Source organism: Mycolicibacterium insubricum, assembly GCF_010731615.1.
Lineage (GTDB): Bacteria > Actinomycetota > Actinomycetes > Mycobacteriales > Mycobacteriaceae > Mycobacterium > Mycobacterium insubricum.
Map to the genome: position 1 here is coordinate 2475224 of NZ_AP022618.1, position 18065 is coordinate 2493288.

An 18065-nucleotide genomic window follows, 5' to 3' on the forward strand; every position below is an offset into this window, starting at 1 on the left:
ACAGGTGTCTCCGCTGACCGTCGTTGCGGGGAGCCCAAGTACCCTGTTCAGGGTGTCACGCACTCCCGCCCAGCCCATGATCGCGCCGTCGATTCTGACCGCCGACTTCGCCCACCTGGCCGACGAGGTCGCCGCCGTCGACAACGCCGACTGGCTGCACGTCGACGTGATGGACAACCACTTCGTGCCCAACCTCACCATGGGCCCGGTGGTGGTGGAGAGCCTGCTCAAGGTGGCAAAAGTCCCGATGGACTGCCACCTGATGATCACCGACCCCGGCCGCTGGGCCCCGGGCTACGCCGAGGCCGGCGCGCACAACGTCACCTTCCACGTCGAGGCGGCCGAGGACCCGGCGGCCGTGGCCCGCGACATCCGCGCCGCCGGCGGCAAGGCCGGACTGGCGATCAAGCCCGGCACCCCGCTGGATCCCTACCTGGAACTGCTGCGCGACTTCGACACCCTGCTGGTGATGTCGGTCGAACCCGGATTCGGCGGCCAGAAATTCATCCCCGAGGTGCTCTCCAAGGTCGCCACCATCCGCAAACTGGTCGACTCCGGTGAGCTGTCGATCCTGGTGGAGATCGACGGCGGCATCAACGCCGACACCATCGAAGCCGCCGCCGAGGCCGGGGTCGACTGCTTCGTCGCCGGCTCGGCCGTCTACAGCGCCGCCGACCCTGCCGCGGCGATCGTCAAACTCCGGGAACAGGCCGCCGCCGCCTCTCCACATTTGAGTCTGTGAGTCCAGCGCGATGCCGATGACCGGACTGCAGGAGGCCATGCGGGCGGCGATCGCGCAGTCCGAGAAGGTCAAGGGCAGCACCTACCCGAACCCGCCGGTCGGCGCGGTCATCCTCGATGCCGACGGGCAGATCGCCGGGGTCGGCGCCACCCAGCCCGTCGGCGGCGCGCACGCCGAGATCGTCGCGCTGCGCCGAGCCGGCGGCCGGGCCACGGGCGGAACCGCCGTCGTCACCCTCGAACCGTGCAACCACCACGGCCGCACGCCGCCGTGCGTCGACGCACTGCTGGCCGCCGGGATCACCAATGTGGCCTACGCCGTCGCCGACCCCAACCCGGAAGCCGCCGGGGGAGCCGAGGCACTGGCCGCGGCCGGGCTCACCGTCACCGGCGGCCTGCTCGCCGACGAGGCCGCCGGCGGTCCGCTGCGGGAATGGCTGCACCGCCAGCACACCGGCCGGCCGCACCTGACCTGGAAGTTCGCCGCCAGTATCGACGGGCGCAGCGCGGCCGCCGACGGCACCAGCCAGTGGATCACCAGTCCCGCCGCCCGCGCCGACGTGCACCGCCGTCGCGCTGCCGCCGAGGCCATCATCGTCGGCACCGGCACTGTCTTCTCCGACGATCCGACGTTGACCGCCCGCCCCGCCGACGGCACCGAGGTGACTCGCCAGCCGCTGCGCGTCGTCGTCGGGCATCGCGAAATTCCCGGCGACGCAAGGGTACTCAACGACGATGCGTCCACCATGGTGATCCGCACTCACGACCCCGAGGAGGTGCTGCGGGCCCTGGGCGACCGTACCGACGTCATCCTCGAAGGCGGCCCCACCCTGGCCGGGGCGTTCCTGCGCGCGGGGCTGGTCGACCGGATCCTCGGCTACCTGGCGCCCATGCTGCTCGGCGGCCCGGTGACCGTGCTCGACTCGGTCGGCGTCGCCACCATCGGCGACGCCAGCCGCTGGCGCTACGACCAGGTCGAGCGCGTCGGCCCGGACCTGCTGGTCAGTTTGATTCCGGAGTAGCGGATACCTCGACTGCGGCGTCGCCGTTCTCCGGGGCGTCGTCGTCCTCGTCCCCGTCGACATTGACGTTGCGGCCCGCGATCAGCGCACCCAACGCCGCGCCCATCAGACAGATGACCGCGGTGGCCCCGAAGATCTCGCCGTACTGCTGGGCGAAGGCACGCCGGGACACCGCACCGATCTCGGCCAGCGAGGGGTTGGCGGCCGACATGATCTGGTGGAACCGGTACAGGCCCCAGGCGGACAGGGCGGCGACGCCGACCAGCATGCCGACCATCCGGGCCACCACCACCAGCGACGAGGCGATCCCGTGCTGGGCCTTGGGCACCACCCGCAGTGCGGCAGACGTCAGTGGCGCGATGACCAGGCCCAGGCCGACCCCGGCGATGATCAGGTCGGTATCGAACTTCGGCAGCGCGATCGGCCCGAGCTGGTGGTGCTCGGTCATCACGTCGACGTCCCAGTGGGAGATCAACAGGTAGCCGAACGACGCGATCAGCATCCCGGGGATGACCACCATCCGGTCGCCGAACCGCTCGGCGAGGAAGCCGCCGACGACGGCGCCGATCGGCAGGGCGACCAGGAACCACATCAGCGCGAGGGCGGCGTCGCTCTGGCTGAGCCCGGCCACGCCGCGGCCGAACAGTTCGACATTGACCAGGGTGACCATCAGCGCCGCACCGGTACAGGCCGAGGCCGCCATCGCCGCCAGGAACGGCAGGACCCGCATATTGCGCGGGTCGATCAACCGGGTCTTTGCCTGCCATTCCCACAGCAGGAACAACACCGCGGCGACGGCCGCGCCGATCACCATCGGCACACCCCAGTCGGGCAGGATCTGCTTGCCGTCCGGGTTGGGGTTGTACAGGCCGAGCACCGCCAGGCCGAGCGCGACGGCCAGCAGCAGACCGCCGACCACGTCGACCTTCTCGGTCTTGGTGGTGGCCCGGTCATGGCCGGGCAGGCTGATGTGGATCAGCGCCATCGCCAGCAGGGTGAGCGGCACGTTGATCCAGAAGACGTCTTTCCAGGTGTGCAGCATGGCGACCACCGCGATGCCCCACAGCGGACCGAGCACGCTGCCCAGCTCCTGGGCGGCGCCGATCCCGCCGAGGATCTTGGTGCGATCCCGCGCCGGCCACAGGTCCGCCGCCAGCGCCAGGGTCACCGGCAGCAGCGCGCCGGACGCCGCACCCTGCACCACGCGGCCGAAGATCAGGATGTTCAGCGGGGTCAGAATCCCGGACATGTCGCTCAAGGTGGTGCCGATCGGCAGCACCCGGCCGAACATCTCCAGATCCAGATAGTCCAGGTCACCGGCCAGCGCCTTGCCCAGGCTGGCCGACGCCGCGGTGATCACCGAGCCGATGGCGAAGAACACCAGGCCCAGCTGCAGCACCGTCTTGCGGCCGAACCGGTCGGAGGTGCGGCCCAGCAGCGGCATCGCGGCGACGTAGAACAGCAGATAGCCGGTGATGATTGGGGTGACCCGCTGGATCTGATTCACGCCGATGCCGACATCGCGCATGATGTCTTCCATGATCGTGACCACGACGTAGGTGTCGATGGCCCCGAGCAGGACGGCCAGGCCGCCGGCGCCGATGGCGACGTAGCGGCTGGAACCGGAGCGCATCGGTTACTGCGCCGGTTTGGTGACGGTCACCGGCTTGTTCCAGTTCGACAGGGTCACCTGCACCGACGTGTTGGCGTTCGGGGAGATCTTGGCCCGGACCAGGTTGTGGTCGCCGTCGGGAGAGATCCACACGGTGCTGTCGATCGGCGCGGTGGCGTTGAGCTGCGGCAGCAGCTTGTTCGCCGCGTCGGCGCTGACCTTGCCGCTGACCTTGACGGTGTCGACGGTGCCGTTGAGCTTCTCGGTCTTCTCCGACTTCGCGTCGGAGAAGTTGGTCAGCAGGTTGGCCAGACCCTCGTTCGGATCGAGGATGACCGACGGGTCGTAGTACTTCTTGGCCTCGCCGACTTCGGAGTACTTGTCGCCGGTGATCTTGGCGTAGAGCAATCCGTCGGCGACGACGAACGGCACGTCCTTGGCCGTCTGGCCGAACATCGACACGTCAACCGTGCCCTGCGCGGCGGTGGCCGGCACGGTGGTCAGGTCACCCGAGAGCTTCTGCACCGGCATTTCCTCGATGGTGCCGGTGATCTCGATCTCGATATGCGCACTGGTCACGTTCTTGGTGGTCGCGGCCGATGAGCTCACCAGCGCGGCGCCGTCGGGCAGCGAGTCCTTCTTGCTCGGTGCGCAGCCGGCCATCAGGGCTACTACGGTGCCGGCGGCAACCAGCGAGGACATCAGGGCGGTCGTACGGCGTCGCGTCTGCATGCCCTGCATGGTAGTGGCTTGCGCGGAATTGCCGGGGCGCCGTTTACCCTGTGGGCGTGTTCACCGGAATAGTCGAGGAGCTCGGCGAGGTCGTCGAGGTGCAGGAATTCGCCGATGCGGCCCGATTCGTCATCCGCGGTCCGCTGGTGACCGCCGACGCCGGCCACGGCGATTCGATCGCCGTCAACGGCGTGTGCCTGACGGTCGTGGACGTCGCCGACGGGACGTTCTCCGCCGACGTGATGGCCGAGACGCTGGCCCGGTCCAGTCTGGGCGGACTGGGTCTCGGGTCGCCGGTCAACCTGGAACGCGCGGCCGCCGTCAACAGCCGCCTCGGCGGGCACATCGTGCAGGGGCACGTCGACGGCACCGGCACGGTGATCGCCCGGACCCCGTCGCAGCACTGGGAGGTGGTGCGTTTCGCGCTGCCGGCCGAACTGGCGAAATACCTGGTGGAGAAGGGTTCCATCACGGTCGACGGGACCTCGCTGACGGTGTCGGGCCTGGGCCGCGACGCCGACGGCGACTGGTTCGAGGTGTCGCTGATCCCGACCACGCTGGCGGCGACGACCCTCGGTGCGGCCGTTGTCGGAACCCGGGTCAACCTGGAGGTCGACGTGCTCGCCAAATACGTCGAGCGGTTGCTGGCCGCCCGGGAGCAGCCGGGGGAGTAACCCCCTGGTCTCGGTGGTTCATACTTGGTGAGCGTTTCGCGCGGTGATGCCGCACGCAGCGCGCCAGAGCGTCGAGGGTTCCAGCGTAGGAACCGGCAAGGTGGCAGGAAAGATGACCAGGCTGGACACCGTTGAACGGGCTGTCGCCGACATCGCGGCCGGCAAGGCCGTCGTCGTCATCGACGACGAGGACCGGGAGAACGAGGGTGACCTGATCTTCGCGGCCGAGAAGGCCACCCCGGAACTGGTGGCGTTCATGGTCCGCTACACCTCGGGCTACCTGTGCGTGCCGCTGGACGGCGACATCTGCGACCGGCTCGGCCTGCTGCCCATGTACGCGGTCAACCAGGACAAGCACGGCACCGCCTACACCGTCACCGTCGACGCGAGAAAAGGTGTGGGGACCGGGATTTCGGCGGCCGATCGGGCCACCACCATGAGGCTGCTGGCCGACCCTCAGGCCGAGGCCGGCGACTTCAGCAAGCCCGGCCACGTGGTGCCGCTGCGTGCCAAGGACGGCGGCGTGCTGCGCCGGCCCGGGCACACCGAGGCCGCCGTCGACCTGGCCCGGCTGGCCGGGCTGCAGCCCGCGGGCGCGATCTGCGAGATCGTCAGCCAGAAGGACGAGGGCTCGATGGCCCTGACCGACGAGCTGCGGGTGTTCGCCGACGACCACGACCTGGCGCTGATCTCCATCGCCGACTTGATCCAGTGGCGGCGCAAGCACGAACGCCACATCGAGCGCATCGCCGAGGCCCGCATCCCCACCCGGCACGGTGACTTCCGCGCCGTCGGCTACTCCAGCATGTACGAGGACGTCGAGCACGTCGCCCTGGTCCGCGGCGACGTGTCCGCCGACAACGGGGAGGACGTGCTGGTCCGGGTGCACTCGGAGTGCCTGACCGGCGACGTGTTCGGCTCGCGGCGCTGCGACTGCGGCCCGCAGTTGGACGCGGCGATGGCGATGGTGGCCAAGGAGGGCCGCGGCGTGGTGCTCTACATGCGCGGGCACGAGGGCCGTGGCATCGGCCTGATGCACAAGCTGCAGGCCTATCAGCTGCAGGACGCCGGCGCCGATACCGTCGACGCCAACCTGGAGCTCGGCCTGCCCGCCGATGCCCGCGACTACGGCATCGGCGCGCAGATCCTCGTCGACCTCGGTATCAAGTCGATGCGGTTGCTGACCAACAATCCGGCCAAGCGGGTTGGCCTGGACGGCTACGGCCTGCACATCACCGAGCGGGTGCCGCTGCCGGTGCGGGCCAACGCCGAGAACATCCGCTACCTGATGACCAAGCGTGACCGGATGGGCCACGACCTCAGCGGCCTGGACGACTTCCACGAATCCACCACGATGGACGGCTACGACGAGGCGGTGTACCTGCTCGGCGAGCGGCACAACCCGGGCGCGCAGCCGGAGACCGGTAACTCGTGAGCGGGTACGGGATTCCGGACCTGCCCGACATCGACGCATCGGGACTGACGCTGGCTCTGGTCGCCAGCACCTGGCACGACGAGATCTGCACCGCCCTGCTCGACGGCGCCCGGCGCACCGCCGCGGTGCTCGGCGTTGAGGAGCCTACGGTGGTGCGGGTGATGGGCGCCATCGAACTGCCGGTGGTGGCACAGGAACTGGCCCGCAGCCATGACGCCGTCGTCGCGCTCGGCGTGGTGATCCGCGGTGGCACACCGCATTTCGAGTACGTGTGCGATGCCGTCACCGCCGGGCTGACTCGGGTGTCGCTGGACGAAGCCACCCCGGTCGCCAACGGTGTGCTGACCTGCAACACCGAAGAACAGGCGCTGGATCGTGCCGGCCTGCCGGATTCCGCCGAGGACAAGGGCGGCCAGGCCGCCGCGGCGGCGCTGAGCACCGCGGCCACCCTGCGAGAACTGCGTGCCCTACGGTGAGCGCCACCGACACCTCCTCCTGGGACGCTACCTTCCGGGCTCGCGTCACCCCGATCGTCGCCGTCATCGTCGCGGTGCTGCTGCTTGCCGTGCACGTGGGGATCGCGGCACTGCTGACCATCAAGAACACCGGGGTGTACTTCCGGTTCTCCGACCAGGTGTCCTTCGTCGTGCTGGGTATGGTGTTCGCCGGTTTGGCGCTGCTTTTGACCCGGCCCCGGTTGCGCATCGGCCCGGCCGGGGTGGCGGTGCGAAACACCCTGGGCGAGAAGGTCATCCCGTGGTCGCAGGTGCGCGGCATCAGCTTCCCGGTCGGTGCCCGCTGGGCCCGGGTCGACCTCGACGACGACGAGTACGTCCCGGTGCTGGCCATCCAGACCCACGACAAGGAACGCGCCGTCGCCGCCATGGACGAAGTCCGCCGGCTGGTCGCCAAGTACCAGGGCTGACCGTCGGGAGTGCACTGAGCGTGGCGTTTTCGCCCGAATCGGGGCTTTCGGGCGAGCTCACTGCACTGCCGATCCGCAAACCACGGCCCAGCGCACCGTCGACGCCCTAAACCACGCTCACCGCACTCCCGAACGCGCTTAGCGCACTGTCGACGCTCAACAATCGGCCCGACGCGCTCCCGGCCACACACCGATACCCCCACAAACAACACCAGCTACTTTCGTAACAGGACCCAGTCGCGATCTGCGGCGTTTGGTGTGCGCAACTGGTCTTTCGACACCGCGACGACGGTCGACGGACCACTTGCGTACCGCTCGTGTATTTCCGACCTGGGCTTTTGCCGGGCCGGCGGTACCTAACTGGTCGGTGGGCACCAACACCCCCGTTGAATGACCAGTTAGCTACCCGCAAGCGGCAGCGGCGCGCCAAATCCTGGTCTCCGGGCGTCGGTTCACCCGCACTCGCCGCTCCCGACCGCCGATGTCTGCCGCGCGGGCACTTCGTTTCTATCGCTCCCGGGCCTCTTCCTCGCTCGTCGAACCCGTCGGGGCGGATCAGTAAGGTTGAACCCGTGCCCGATCCCGCCAGTTACCGTCCGGCACCGGGCAGCATTCCCACCGAGCCCGGTGTGTACCGGTTCTCCGATGTCCACGGCCGGGTCATCTACGTCGGCAAGGCCAAGAACCTGCGCAGCCGGCTGACGTCGTACTTCGCCGACCTGTCCGGCCTGCACCCGCGCACCCGCCAGATGGTGACCACCGCCGCCAAGGTCGAGTGGACGGTGGTGGGCACCGAGGTCGAGGCCCTGCAGCTGGAATACAACTGGATCAAGGAGTTCGACCCGCGGTTCAACGTCCGCTACCGCGACGACAAGTCCTATCCGGTGCTGGCGGTCACCGTCGGCGAGGAATACCCCCGGCTGTTCGTCTACCGCGGCCCCCGCCGCAAGGGGGTGCGCTACTTCGGGCCCTACGCGCACGCCTGGGCCATCCGGGAGACCGTCGACCTGCTCACCCGCGTTTTCCCCGCGCGCACCTGCTCCAACGGCGTGTTCAAACGCCACCGGCAGATCGACCGTCCGTGCCTGCTCGGCTACATCGACAAGTGCTCGGCGCCGTGTGTGGGCCGGGTCAGCGCCGACGAGCACCGCCAGATCGTCGACGACTTCTGCGACTTCCTGTCCGGGCGGACCGACCGGTTCGCCAAGGAGCTGGAACGCCAGATGACCGAGGCCGCCGAGGAACTCGACTTCGAGCGGGCCGCCCGGCTGCGCGACGACCTGTCGGCGGTGCGCCGCGCCATGGAGAAACAGGCCGTCGTCCTCGGCGACGGGACCGACGCCGACGTCGTCGCGTTCGCCGCCGACGAACTGGAGGCCGCCGTCCAGGTGTTCCACGTGCGCGGCGGCCGGGTCCGCGGCCAGCGCGGCTGGGTGGTGGAAACCACCAGCGACCCCGAAACCGAGGACGACCCGGCCAGCGGAACCACCGGCGAGCAGCGCCTGGTCGCCCAGTTCCTCACCCAGTTCTACGGTGACCAGGCCGATCTGGGGGCTGCGGCCGACGGCGGCGGGGCGACCGGCGACGACGCCACCAACCCGGTGCCGCGGGAGGTGCTGGTGCCGGTGCTGCCCCCGGACGCCGACCAGCTGGCCCAGTGGCTGTCCGGGCTGCGCGGGTCCCGGGTCAACCTGCGGGTGGCCCAGCGCGGCGACAAGAAGGCCCTGGCCGAGACCGTCGCCCGCAACGCGGCCGAGGCGCTGGCCCAGCACAAGCTGCGTCGCGCCGGTGACTTCAACGCCAGATCCGCTGCCCTGCAGAGCATCCAGGACACACTGGAGCTCGACGACGCCCCGCTGCGCATCGAGTGCATCGACATCAGCCACGTCCAGGGAACCGACGTGGTGGCATCGCTGGTGGTGTTCGAGGACGGCCTGCCGCGCAAGTCCGACTACCGGCACTACGCCATCCGGGAGGCCGCCGGCGACGGACGCTCCGACGACGTCGCCTCTATCGCCGAGGTCACCCGACGCCGGTTCGCCCGGCACGCCTCCGATACCGCGGCCACCGACGCGCAGGCGGCCACCGACGCGCAGGCCACCACCGGCGCGGACTACGTCGCGGAAGGCCGGACCAGGAGATTCGCCTACCCGCCGAACCTGTTCGTCGTCGACGGCGGCGCCCCCCAGGTCAACGCCGCCGCCGCGGTGATGGCCGAGCTGGGCATCACCGATGTCGCGGTGATCGGGCTGGCGAAACGACTCGAGGAGGTGTGGCTGCCCAACCTGGACGGCACCGCACCGGACCCGGTGATCCTGCCCCGCAACAGCGAGGGCCTCTACCTGCTGCAGCGGGTCCGCGACGAGGCGCACCGGTTCGCCATCGCCTTCCACCGCAGCAAGCGCTCCAAGCGGATGACCGCGTCGGCGCTCGACGCGGTGCCGGGGCTCGGAGAGCGCCGCCGGGCCGCGCTGGTTGCCCATTTCGGGTCGGTGGCCCGGCTCAAACACGCTACGGTCGAGGAGATCACCGTGGTGCCCGGAATCGGCGTGGCGACGGCCACCGCCGTCCTGGCCGCACTCGGGGTGCCGGGCGAGGAGAACCGCGACCAGAAGACCCGCGAGGACGGCAATGACTGAACCACCCCGCGACGCGGACGGTGCGCCGGTATCCGGCCCGCCCATCGACGTCGTTCTGGTCACCGGCCTGTCCGGCGCCGGCCGGGGCACCGCCGCCAAGGTCCTGGAAGACCTGGACTGGTACGTCGCCGACAACCTGCCGCCCGATCTGATCGCCCGGATGGTCGACCTGGGCCTGGCCGCCGGCTCGCGGATCACCAAGCTGGCCGTGGTGATGGACGCCCGCTCCCGCGGCTTCACCGGGGACCTGGACTCGGTGCGCAGCGAGCTGGCCACCCGCGGCATTCACCCGCGGGTGCTGTTCCTCGACGCCGCCGACGACGTGCTGGTGCGCCGCTACGAGAACAACCGGCGCGCCCATCCGATGCGAGCCGGGCTGACGCTGGCCGAGGGCATCGCCGCCGAGCGCCGGATGCTGGCCCCGGTGCGCGCGGCCGCCGATCTGGTGATCGACACCTCGACGCTGCCGGTGCGGGCCCTGCGGGAGACCATCGAGGAGGCGTTCGGCGCCGAGACCGTCGGGACCACCGCCGTCACGGTCGAATCCTTCGGCTTCAAATACGGGCTGCCGATGGACGCCGACATGATCGCCGACGTGCGATTTCTGCCCAACCCGCACTGGGTGGACGAACTGCGCCCGCACACCGGGCAGCACCCGGACGTCCGCGACTACGTGCTGGGCCAGTCCGAGGCCCCGCGGTTCCTCGACACCTACGAGACACTGCTGTCGCTGGTCATCGACGGCTACCGGCGTGAGGGCAAGCGGTACGTGACCATCGGAGTCGGCTGCACCGGCGGCAAACACCGCAGCGTCGCGATCGCCGAGGCGCTGGCCGGCCGCCTCTCGTCGTCCCCGGGGTTGTCGGTGCGAGTGCTGCACCGGGATCTGGGGCGCGAATGACCCGCGTGAGGATCGCAGGGAGGACCGCAGCGCAGCGAGGACCGGAGCGCGGGTGGAAGGCGAGATGATCACCCGAACAACCACCAGCACCCCCCGCATCGTCGCCCTCGGTGGTGGGCACGGGCTGTACGCGACGCTGTCGGCGGCGCGGCGGCTCACTCCCTACGTGACGGCGGTCGTCACCGTCGCCGACGACGGCGGATCGTCCGGCCGGCTGCGCGCCGAACTGGACATCGTGCCCCCCGGGGACCTGCGGATGGCGCTGGCCGCGCTGGCGTCCGACAGCCCGCAGGGGCGCCTCTGGGCGACCATCATCCAGCACCGGTTCGGCGGCAGCGGCGCGCTGGCCGGCCACCCCATCGGCAACCTCCTGCTGGCCGGGCTCGACGAGGTGCTGCACGACCCGGTCGCCGCACTCGACGAACTGGGCCGGGTGCTGGGCCTGCGCGGCCGGGTGCTGCCCATGTGTCCGATCGGGCTGCAGATCGAAGCCGACGTCACCGGCCTGGAATCCGACCCGCGGATGAGCCGGGTGATCCGCGGCCAGGTCGCCGTCGCCACCACCCCCGGGCAGGTGCGACGGGTCCGGCTGCATCCCGGGCACGCGCCGGCCACCCCGCAGGCCGTCGACGCGATCATGGCCGCCGACCTGGTGGTTCTCGGCCCGGGCTCGTGGTTCTCCAGTGTCATCCCGCACGTGCTGGTCCCGGGTCTGCTCTCGGCGCTGCGCTCGACGCCCGCGCGGTGTGCGCTGGTGCTCAACCTCGCCGACGAGGCCGGGGAGACGGCCGGTTTCAGCGCCGAACGCCACCTGCACGTGCTGGCCCAGCACGCCCCGGATTTCACCGTGCACGAGATCATCGTCGACGCCGCCCGGGTGCCCGGCGAGCGGGAGAGAGACCAGCTGCGGCGCAGCGCCGAGGTGCTTTCGGCAAACGTGGTGTTTGCCGACGTTTCCCGACCTGGTACACCATTACATGACCCGGCGAAGTTGGCCTCGGCACTCGAAGGAGTGTTGACACGGGGGAGTGAGGTCAGACCGGTCGCGGCGACTGCGCCGCTGGCTGCCGAGGGGATTATGCAGAAAAGAGGGGACGAGCCGTGGCGATGACGGCGGAGGTCAAGGACGAGCTGAGCAGGCTGGTCGTCAACTCGGTCAGCGCACGCCGCGCCGAGGTGGCGGCGCTGTTGCGGTTTGCCGGCGGCCTGCACATCGTTGCCGGTCGCGTGGTCGTGGAGGCCGAGGTCGATCAGGGCGTCATCGCCCGACGGCTGCGCAAGGACATCTTCGAGCTGTACGGCTACAACGCCGTCGTGCACGTGCTGAGTCCCAGCGGCATCCGCAAGAGCACCCGCTACGTGGTGCGCGTCGCCAAGGACGGGGAAGCGCTGGCCCGCCAGACCGGGCTGCTGGACCTGCGCGGCCGGCCGGTGCGCGGACTGCCCGCCCAGGTCGTCGGCGGGACCGTCGCCGACGCCGAGGCGGCCTGGCGCGGTGCTTTCCTGGCGCACGGGTCGCTCACCGAACCGGGCCGGTCCTCGGCGCTGGAGGTCAGCTGCCCGGGGCCGGAGGCGGCCCTGGCGCTGGTCGGCGCCGCCCGGCGGCTCGGGGTGTCGGCCAAGGCTCGCGAGGTCCGCGGTGTGGACCGGGTGGTGGTGCGCGACGGTGAGGCGATCGGCGTGCTGCTGACCCGGATGGGCGCCCAGGACACCCGGCTGAGCTGGGAGGAGCGCCGGATGCGCCGCGAGGTGCGGGCGACGGCGAACCGGCTGGCCAACTTCGACGACGCCAACCTGCGCCGCTCGGCGCGCGCGGCGGTCGCCGCCGCGGCCCGGGTCGAGAGGGCGCTGGCGATCCTCGGCGACGGGGTGCCCGACCATCTGGCGGCCGCCGGTGCGCTGCGCGTCGCCCACCGCCAGGCGTCCCTGGAGGAGCTCGGCCGGTTGGCCGATCCGCCGATGACCAAGGACGCCGTCGCCGGCCGGATCCGGCGGCTGCTGTCGATGGCCGACCGTAAGGCCAAGCAGGACGGCATCCCCGACACCGAGTCCGCCGTCACCCCTGACCTGCTCGAAGACGCCTGAGGGCCGTTCGGCCGACGCGGCGAAATTGCCGCGCGTCGGCCACCCGGCCGGTGGTTAGAGTTTGCTGGTGACTTCTCGTTCAGCCGTCCCGGCGTCCTTCATCAAGGCGGTCCTGTGGGCCCTGGCCATCGCCGTCGTCGGCGTCGGCTTGTTCGCCTTCGGTGTGAACTCGGCCAACAGCGACGGCCCGCCCACCTGCGGTGGGAAGACCATGAAGCGCGGTGACGAGTGCGTCGGCACCAAATCCGGTCGACGGGACTACGACCAGGTCAAGAAGAGTGACCACACCTCCGGTCTGTTCATGATGGGCCTCGGTGCCCTGATGCTGCTCGGCGGTGGCGCAATGCTGGTGATCGCCATCCGGGACCGGAAGCTGGTGCAGCCCGGCGACAAGGTGGTGCTGACTCCCGGGGCGGTGGGCCGGATCACCGGCATCCCGGAGACCGCGTCGGTCAAAACGTATACGGCGCTGTTCAACAACGCCCCGACGCTGGACCGGCCGGATCTGGCGGGGCCTTTCAGTGTCGCGCAGACCACCGATTACCAGCGCGCCGGCCTGAAAGCGGTGCAGATTCTGCAGTTGCGGGACGAGGTCGACGGGTCGGCGCGGCGGATTGCCTACCAGGCCGTCATCCTCTATTCCTCGGTCAAGATCGCCGAGCAGGTGTTCGCCGACATGCAGGTGCGCTGGCGCAGCGCCTCGGGCCTGACGGTCACCGACCGCGCGGGTGACGCGTCCTACCGGTACACCTTCGGTTCGGCGCTCGACGCCGCGGACACACTGTCGGTGTATCGGGCGCAGGAAAACGGAGACGGCTGGACCTCCCAGCACACGGTGACCCGGCGCGGCAACGCGATCGTCGCCGCCCAGATCTACGGTTACTGGGAGCAGCCCGGCCCGGCCGCCGACCTGCTCGCGGCCGCCGCCCACGCGATCGGTGACGGTGAACCGGTGATATCGGTTCGTGCCACCGACCTGCCGCCGAGATCGACGGCGGAGCTTGAAGCCCTGCTGCCGTCGCCCGCCCGGGTTGCCGAGATCATCGGCACGGCCGGCCTGACTCGCACCGCGACCCGGACCGCGCTGTACGACGACTCCGGAAACGTCGGCGAGGACGGTTGCGTGGGGGCCTTCGCGCTGGCCCAGCGAGGGGTGTTCGACGACACCGGCTGGATGGCGGTCCGCAACCACACCCTGCAGAACGAGTCCGACGACGCGCCGCGGGTCTATCTCGACCAGGCCGTCGTCGTGATGCCCAGCGCCGAGGCTGCCGCCGCGGTGCTGGCCGGCCAGAAGCAGCAGTGGTCCGGGCTGGCGGGGAAGATGATTTCCTGGACCAACAGCAGCGACCTGCTGGTGCGCAACACCTACGGACCGCTGGTCTACACCGGCGCCCTGCTGGCGATCAGCCGTTTCGAGGAGGGCGGCGACGGCTGGGCGACCCAGCGCGCGATGACCGTCAGCGGCCGCGTCGTCATCGACATCCAGCTGTCGGGCCGGTTCGCCCCGGCCACCCAGGCCGTCGACCTGGCCGCCGTCATCGCGGCGGCCGCGCCCGGAGCCGCGCCGTCAGCACCCGGCCTTCCGGTGCCCGACCCGCAGCCCACCCCGGTGACCGTGGCGGCGGCCGAGGCGCTGCTGCTGTCGCCGCAGCGAGTCGCCGGGATCGTCGGCGCGCAACGGTTGGAGTCCGAGACCACCGCGACGGTGCTCTACGACGACACGTCCCTGCTGCCCGAGGGCGAGCCGTTGAGCCCGTACGCGTTGGCGCAGGCCGGTGTTTACCGGGGCACCGGTTGGCTGGCGGTGCGCCCACAGAAGCTGACCGGTCAGACGTCCCCGGAGAGCGCCTGCACGGTATTCCAGGCGGTCCTGGTATTCCTGAGCGAAGAAGCCGCGACGGCGGCGCTGAATGCGCAGCGGGCGGACTGGCAGCGCGCGGCCGGCCGGGTGATCACCACCAACATCGACAACGTTGGGGCCGTGTGGGAGTACTCGGCCCTTTTCGAGGCGCCGGCCTCTGACGGGGGTGGTGCGCTGTCCATCAACCGGACCCAGCGCGACACCGGCGGGTGGAGCGTGCAGCGGGCGATCCGGCAAGCGGGCAATGTGCTGGTCGAGGTGCACGCATCGGGCCGCTGGAGCAGCCCGAAGGGCGCCGGGGATCTTGCGGCGACGATCGCCGTCGGAGTGCCCACCGGGCCGGCTCCCGCCTCGGCCCCGCCGGCTCCAGCCCCGGCTGCGCCCGCCCCGGCGTTCGACCATGGGCCGTTGGCCTTCGACACCACCGGGCTGGTCCGCGAACCCGACAGCTGGGTCGACCCGCGCACCGGCGACGATTTCCGGATCGGCGAGTTCAGCGGGGAGGCCACCGGCGCGCCGCTGGACCAGCTGCCGGAGCTGCGCCGCTGGGCGACTACCGGGATCGGGCGCGAGGGCTGCGTCGTGTCCGCCGACGTGACCGAGGTCGACGGGCTGCCTGCGCTGGTACAGCTGCTCAAGGCGCCCAACCCGGGTAAACCGCGCGGCGTGGTGTACATGGCGAGCGTGGTCCTCCCGCGCGCCGGGAGGTGGGTGCAGCTCAACGGGATCTTCCCGGAGGGTTCCGACAGTGGTGTCCGGGACGTGATCATCGGAACCCGGGTCGGGCCGGACGCGATGTACCCGCCGCACCCGTACGCGCCGGACTTCACGTCGCGGCTGCCGTACTCGGTGGCCGACGACGCCCGTTTCGACGCGGAGTTCCCCGACCACCCGGTGACCCGGGCCCGGCGCTGGATCGCCGCGGTGGTCCCGACCATCCGGATCGACCCGGCCTTCGCGGCGCTGCCGCCGGGGTAACCCCGGCCCCGACCTGCGCGAAGGGGCCTGAGCCGCACCCGGATTCACGTCGCGGCGGCCTGTCGCCCCGGCCGGTCACCCGATGTTGGTCCGTCTGTCACCGACCGGATCCGGCCCAACCGCACCGGGAGGGCGTCGGACCACTAGGCTGGCGCACGGGTACATCACTCATCCCGTATTCGTGGATCCAACGAGGAGACAGCTGTGACCATCCGGGTAGGCGTGAACGGCTTCGGCCGCATCGGACGCAACTTCTTCCGCGCCCTCGACGCGCAGAAGGCCGAAGGCAAGAACACCGACATCGAGATCGTTGCGGTCAACGACCTGACCGACAACGCCACCCTGGCGCACCTGCTGAAGTTCGACTCGATCCTGGGCCGGCTGCCCTACGACGTGAGCGTCGACGGCGACACCATCGTGGTCGGCGACCACAAGATCAAGGCGCTGGAGGTCAAGGAAGGCCCGGCCGCACTGCCCTGGGGCGACCTCGGCGTCGACGTCGTCGTCGAATCCACCGGCATCTTCACCGCCCGCGCCAAGGCGCAGGGCCACCTCGACGCCGGCGCCAAGAAGGTCATCATCTCCGCGCCGGCCAGCGACGAGGACATCACCATCGTGATGGGCGTCAATGACGACAAGTACGACGGCAGCCAGAACATCATCTCCAACGCCTCCTGCACCACCAACTGCCTCGGCCCGTTCGCCAAGGTCCTCAACGACGAGTTCGGCATCGTCCAGGGCCTGATGACCACGGTGCACGCCTACACCCAGGACCAGAACCTGCAGGACGCCCCGCACAAGGACCTGCGCCGGGCGCGGGCCGCCGCGATCAACATCGTGCCGACCTCGACCGGTGCCGCCAAGGCCATCGGCCTGGTGCTGCCCGAGCTCAAGGGCAAGCTCGACGGCTACGCCCTGCGGGTGCCGATCCCCACCGGCTCCTGCACCGACCTGACGGCCGAACTGAAGAAGACGGCCACCGCCGAAGAGATCAACGCCGCCATGAAGGCCGCCGCCGAGGGCCCGATGAAGGGCATCCTCAAGTACTACGACGCGCCGATCGTCTCGTCCGACATCGTCACCGACCCGCACAGCTCGATCTTCGACGCGGGCCTGACCAAGGTGCTGGGCAACCAGGCCAAGACGGTGTCCTGGTACGACAACGAGTGGGGCTACTCCAACCGTCTCGTCGACCTGATCGCCCTGGTCGGCAAGTCGCTGTAGAACCATGACGGTGCAGACTCTCGACGACCTGCTTGCCGAGGGCGTTGCCGGTCGTGGCGTGCTGGTGCGCTGCGACCTCAACGTTCCCCTCGACGGCGACGGGAACATCACCGACCCGGGCCGCATCATCGCGTCGCTGCCGACCCTGTCGGCGCTGGCCGACGCCGGCGCCAAGGTCGTGGTGACCGCTCATCTGGGCCGCCCCAAGGGTGCGCCCGAGCCGGCGTTCTCGCTGGCCCCGGTGGCCCGCGAGCTGGGGGAGCGGCTCGGCCGGCACGTGCAGCTGGCCGGTGACGTGGTCGGCACCGATGCGCTGGCCCGCGCCGAGGGTCTGACCGACGGCGACGTCCTGCTGCTGGAGAACATCCGGTTCGATCCGCGGGAGACCAGCAAGGATCCCGCGGAGCGGGCCGCGCTGGCCGCCGAACTCGTCGAGTTGGTCGACACCCCCGGCGGGCCGCAGGCCGCGTTCGTCTCCGACGGCTTCGGGGTGGTGCACCGCGAGCAGGCTTCGGTCTACGACGTGGCCAAACTGCTGCCGCACTACGCGGGCACCCTGGTGGCCGCCGAGGTGGCGGTGCTGCGCCGGCTGACTGAGGCCGGCGAGCGGCCGTACGCCGTCGTGCTCGGCGGTTCCAAGGTGTCCGACAAGCTCGCGGTGATCGAGAACCTGGCCACCAAGGCCGACAGCCTCATCATCGGCGGCGGCATGTGCTTCACCTTCCTTGCCGCGCAAGGGTTTTCGGTGGGTACCTCGCTGTGTCAGGAGGAGATGGTCGAGACCTGCCGGCGGTTGCTGGAGGAGTACGGCGACGTCATCCACCTGCCCGTCGACATCGTGGTGGCACCGTCGTTCTCCGCCGACGCGCCGCCGACCACGGTGGCCGCCGACGCCATTCCGGTCGACCAGATGGGCCTGGACATCGGGCCGGAGTCGGTGAAGCGGTTCAGCGCGCTGCTGTCCAACGCCAAGACCATCTTCTGGAACGGCCCGATGGGCGTGTTCGAGTTCCCGGCGTTCGCCGCCGGCACCCGCGGGGTGGCCGAAGCGATCATCGGTGCCACCCAGAAGGGCGGCTTCAGCGTCGTCGGCGGCGGCGATTCGGCCGCCGCGGTGCGCACCCTGGGCCTGCCCGAGGACGGATTCAGCCATATCTCCACCGGCGGCGGTGCGTCGTTGGAGTATCTGGAGGGCAAGGAACTCCCCGGCATCGCCGTATTGGAAACCTAGGA

General features: G+C 70.3%; 15 protein-coding genes. 13 read left to right on the top strand and 2 right to left on the bottom strand.

What is annotated here, in order from left to right; genetic code table 11:
• The first annotated feature begins 76 nt into the window (after nt 1-76).
• Both rpe and ribD read left to right on the top strand, forming a co-directional pair.
• On the top strand, nt 77-742 hold the full coding sequence (gene rpe, locus G6N16_RS11880; protein ID WP_083033243.1) for a ribulose-phosphate 3-epimerase: 666 nt from the start codon (nt 77-79) through the stop codon (nt 740-742).
• Nucleotides 743-758: 16 nt separating this feature from the next.
• Nucleotides 759-1763: a bifunctional diaminohydroxyphosphoribosylaminopyrimidine deaminase/5-amino-6-(5-phosphoribosylamino)uracil reductase RibD gene (gene ribD, locus G6N16_RS11885; protein ID WP_083033260.1), complete on the top strand. Its 1005-nt coding sequence runs from the start codon at nt 759-761 to the stop codon at nt 1761-1763.
• On the opposite strand, the gene G6N16_RS11890 is transcribed toward ribD, so the two are convergent.
• Together G6N16_RS11890 and G6N16_RS11895 are read right to left on the bottom strand one after the other, a co-directional pair.
• Nucleotides 1744-3396, bottom strand: a complete 1653-nt coding sequence (locus G6N16_RS11890) for an MFS transporter (RefSeq protein WP_110810955.1) — start codon at nt 3394-3396, stop codon at nt 1744-1746. The genes ribD and G6N16_RS11890 overlap by 20 nt on opposite strands.
• A 3-nt stretch (nt 3397-3399) precedes the next feature.
• Nucleotides 3400-4077 carry an LppX_LprAFG lipoprotein gene (locus G6N16_RS11895; protein ID WP_456152501.1) on the bottom strand — a complete coding sequence of 226 codons (678 nt, stop codon included), beginning with the start codon at nt 4075-4077 and terminating at the stop codon, nt 3400-3402.
• An 86-nt stretch (nt 4078-4163) separates the two neighbouring features.
• Here G6N16_RS11895 and G6N16_RS11900 point away from each other — a divergent pair, with 86 nt between their 5' ends.
• The 11 genes from G6N16_RS11900 (at nt 4164) to G6N16_RS11950 (ending at nt 18063) form a co-directional block, all read left to right on the top strand.
• Nucleotides 4164-4781, top strand: a complete 618-nt coding sequence (locus G6N16_RS11900; RefSeq protein ID WP_083033261.1) for a riboflavin synthase — start codon at nt 4164-4166, stop codon at nt 4779-4781.
• A gap of 112 nt (nt 4782-4893) precedes the next feature.
• Complete coding sequence (locus tag G6N16_RS11905) at nt 4894-6216, top strand: bifunctional 3,4-dihydroxy-2-butanone-4-phosphate synthase/GTP cyclohydrolase II (RefSeq protein ID WP_083033244.1); 1323 nt, start codon at nt 4894-4896, stop codon at nt 6214-6216.
• Complete coding sequence (gene ribH, locus G6N16_RS11910) at nt 6213-6692, top strand: 6,7-dimethyl-8-ribityllumazine synthase (RefSeq protein WP_083033246.1); 480 nt, start codon at nt 6213-6215, stop codon at nt 6690-6692. The genes G6N16_RS11905 and ribH overlap by 4 nt, the downstream gene beginning before the upstream one ends.
• Nucleotides 6689-7141 carry a PH domain-containing protein gene (locus G6N16_RS11915; RefSeq protein WP_083033247.1) on the top strand — a complete coding sequence of 151 codons (453 nt, stop codon included), beginning with the start codon at nt 6689-6691 and terminating at the stop codon, nt 7139-7141. Before ribH ends, G6N16_RS11915 begins: the two co-directional genes overlap by 4 nt.
• 572 nt (nt 7142-7713) lie before the next feature.
• On the top strand, nt 7714-9780 hold the full coding sequence (uvrC, locus tag G6N16_RS11920; RefSeq protein WP_083033248.1) for an excinuclease ABC subunit UvrC: 2067 nt from the start codon (nt 7714-7716) through the stop codon (nt 9778-9780).
• A complete protein-coding gene (gene rapZ / locus G6N16_RS11925) occupies nt 9773-10681 on the top strand; it encodes an RNase adapter RapZ (protein ID WP_083033249.1) in 909 nt (302 codons plus the stop codon). The genes uvrC and rapZ overlap by 8 nt, the downstream gene beginning before the upstream one ends.
• Nucleotides 10682-10745: 64 nt before the next feature.
• On the top strand, nt 10746-11792 hold the full coding sequence (locus tag G6N16_RS11930) for a gluconeogenesis factor YvcK family protein (RefSeq protein WP_083033263.1): 1047 nt from the start codon (nt 10746-10748) through the stop codon (nt 11790-11792).
• Nucleotides 11789-12766 (top strand): DNA-binding protein WhiA, encoded by a 978-nt coding sequence (whiA, locus tag G6N16_RS11935; RefSeq protein WP_110810957.1) that lies wholly within the window; start codon nt 11789-11791, stop codon nt 12764-12766. Before G6N16_RS11930 ends, whiA begins: the two co-directional genes overlap by 4 nt.
• A 67-nt stretch (nt 12767-12833) precedes the next feature.
• Complete coding sequence (locus G6N16_RS11940; RefSeq protein ID WP_083033251.1) at nt 12834-15608, top strand: sensor domain-containing protein; 2775 nt, start codon at nt 12834-12836, stop codon at nt 15606-15608.
• 204 nt (nt 15609-15812) lie between these two features.
• The gene (gene gap / locus G6N16_RS11945) at nt 15813-16832 is read left to right on the top strand and encodes a type I glyceraldehyde-3-phosphate dehydrogenase (RefSeq protein ID WP_083033253.1); all 1020 of its coding nucleotides are present in this window, start codon (nt 15813-15815) and stop codon (nt 16830-16832) included.
• A 4-nt stretch (nt 16833-16836) separates the two neighbouring features.
• The gene (locus tag G6N16_RS11950; protein WP_163787861.1) at nt 16837-18063 is read left to right on the top strand and encodes a phosphoglycerate kinase; all 1227 of its coding nucleotides are present in this window, start codon (nt 16837-16839) and stop codon (nt 18061-18063) included.
• Nucleotides 18064-18065 lie beyond the last annotated feature (2 nt).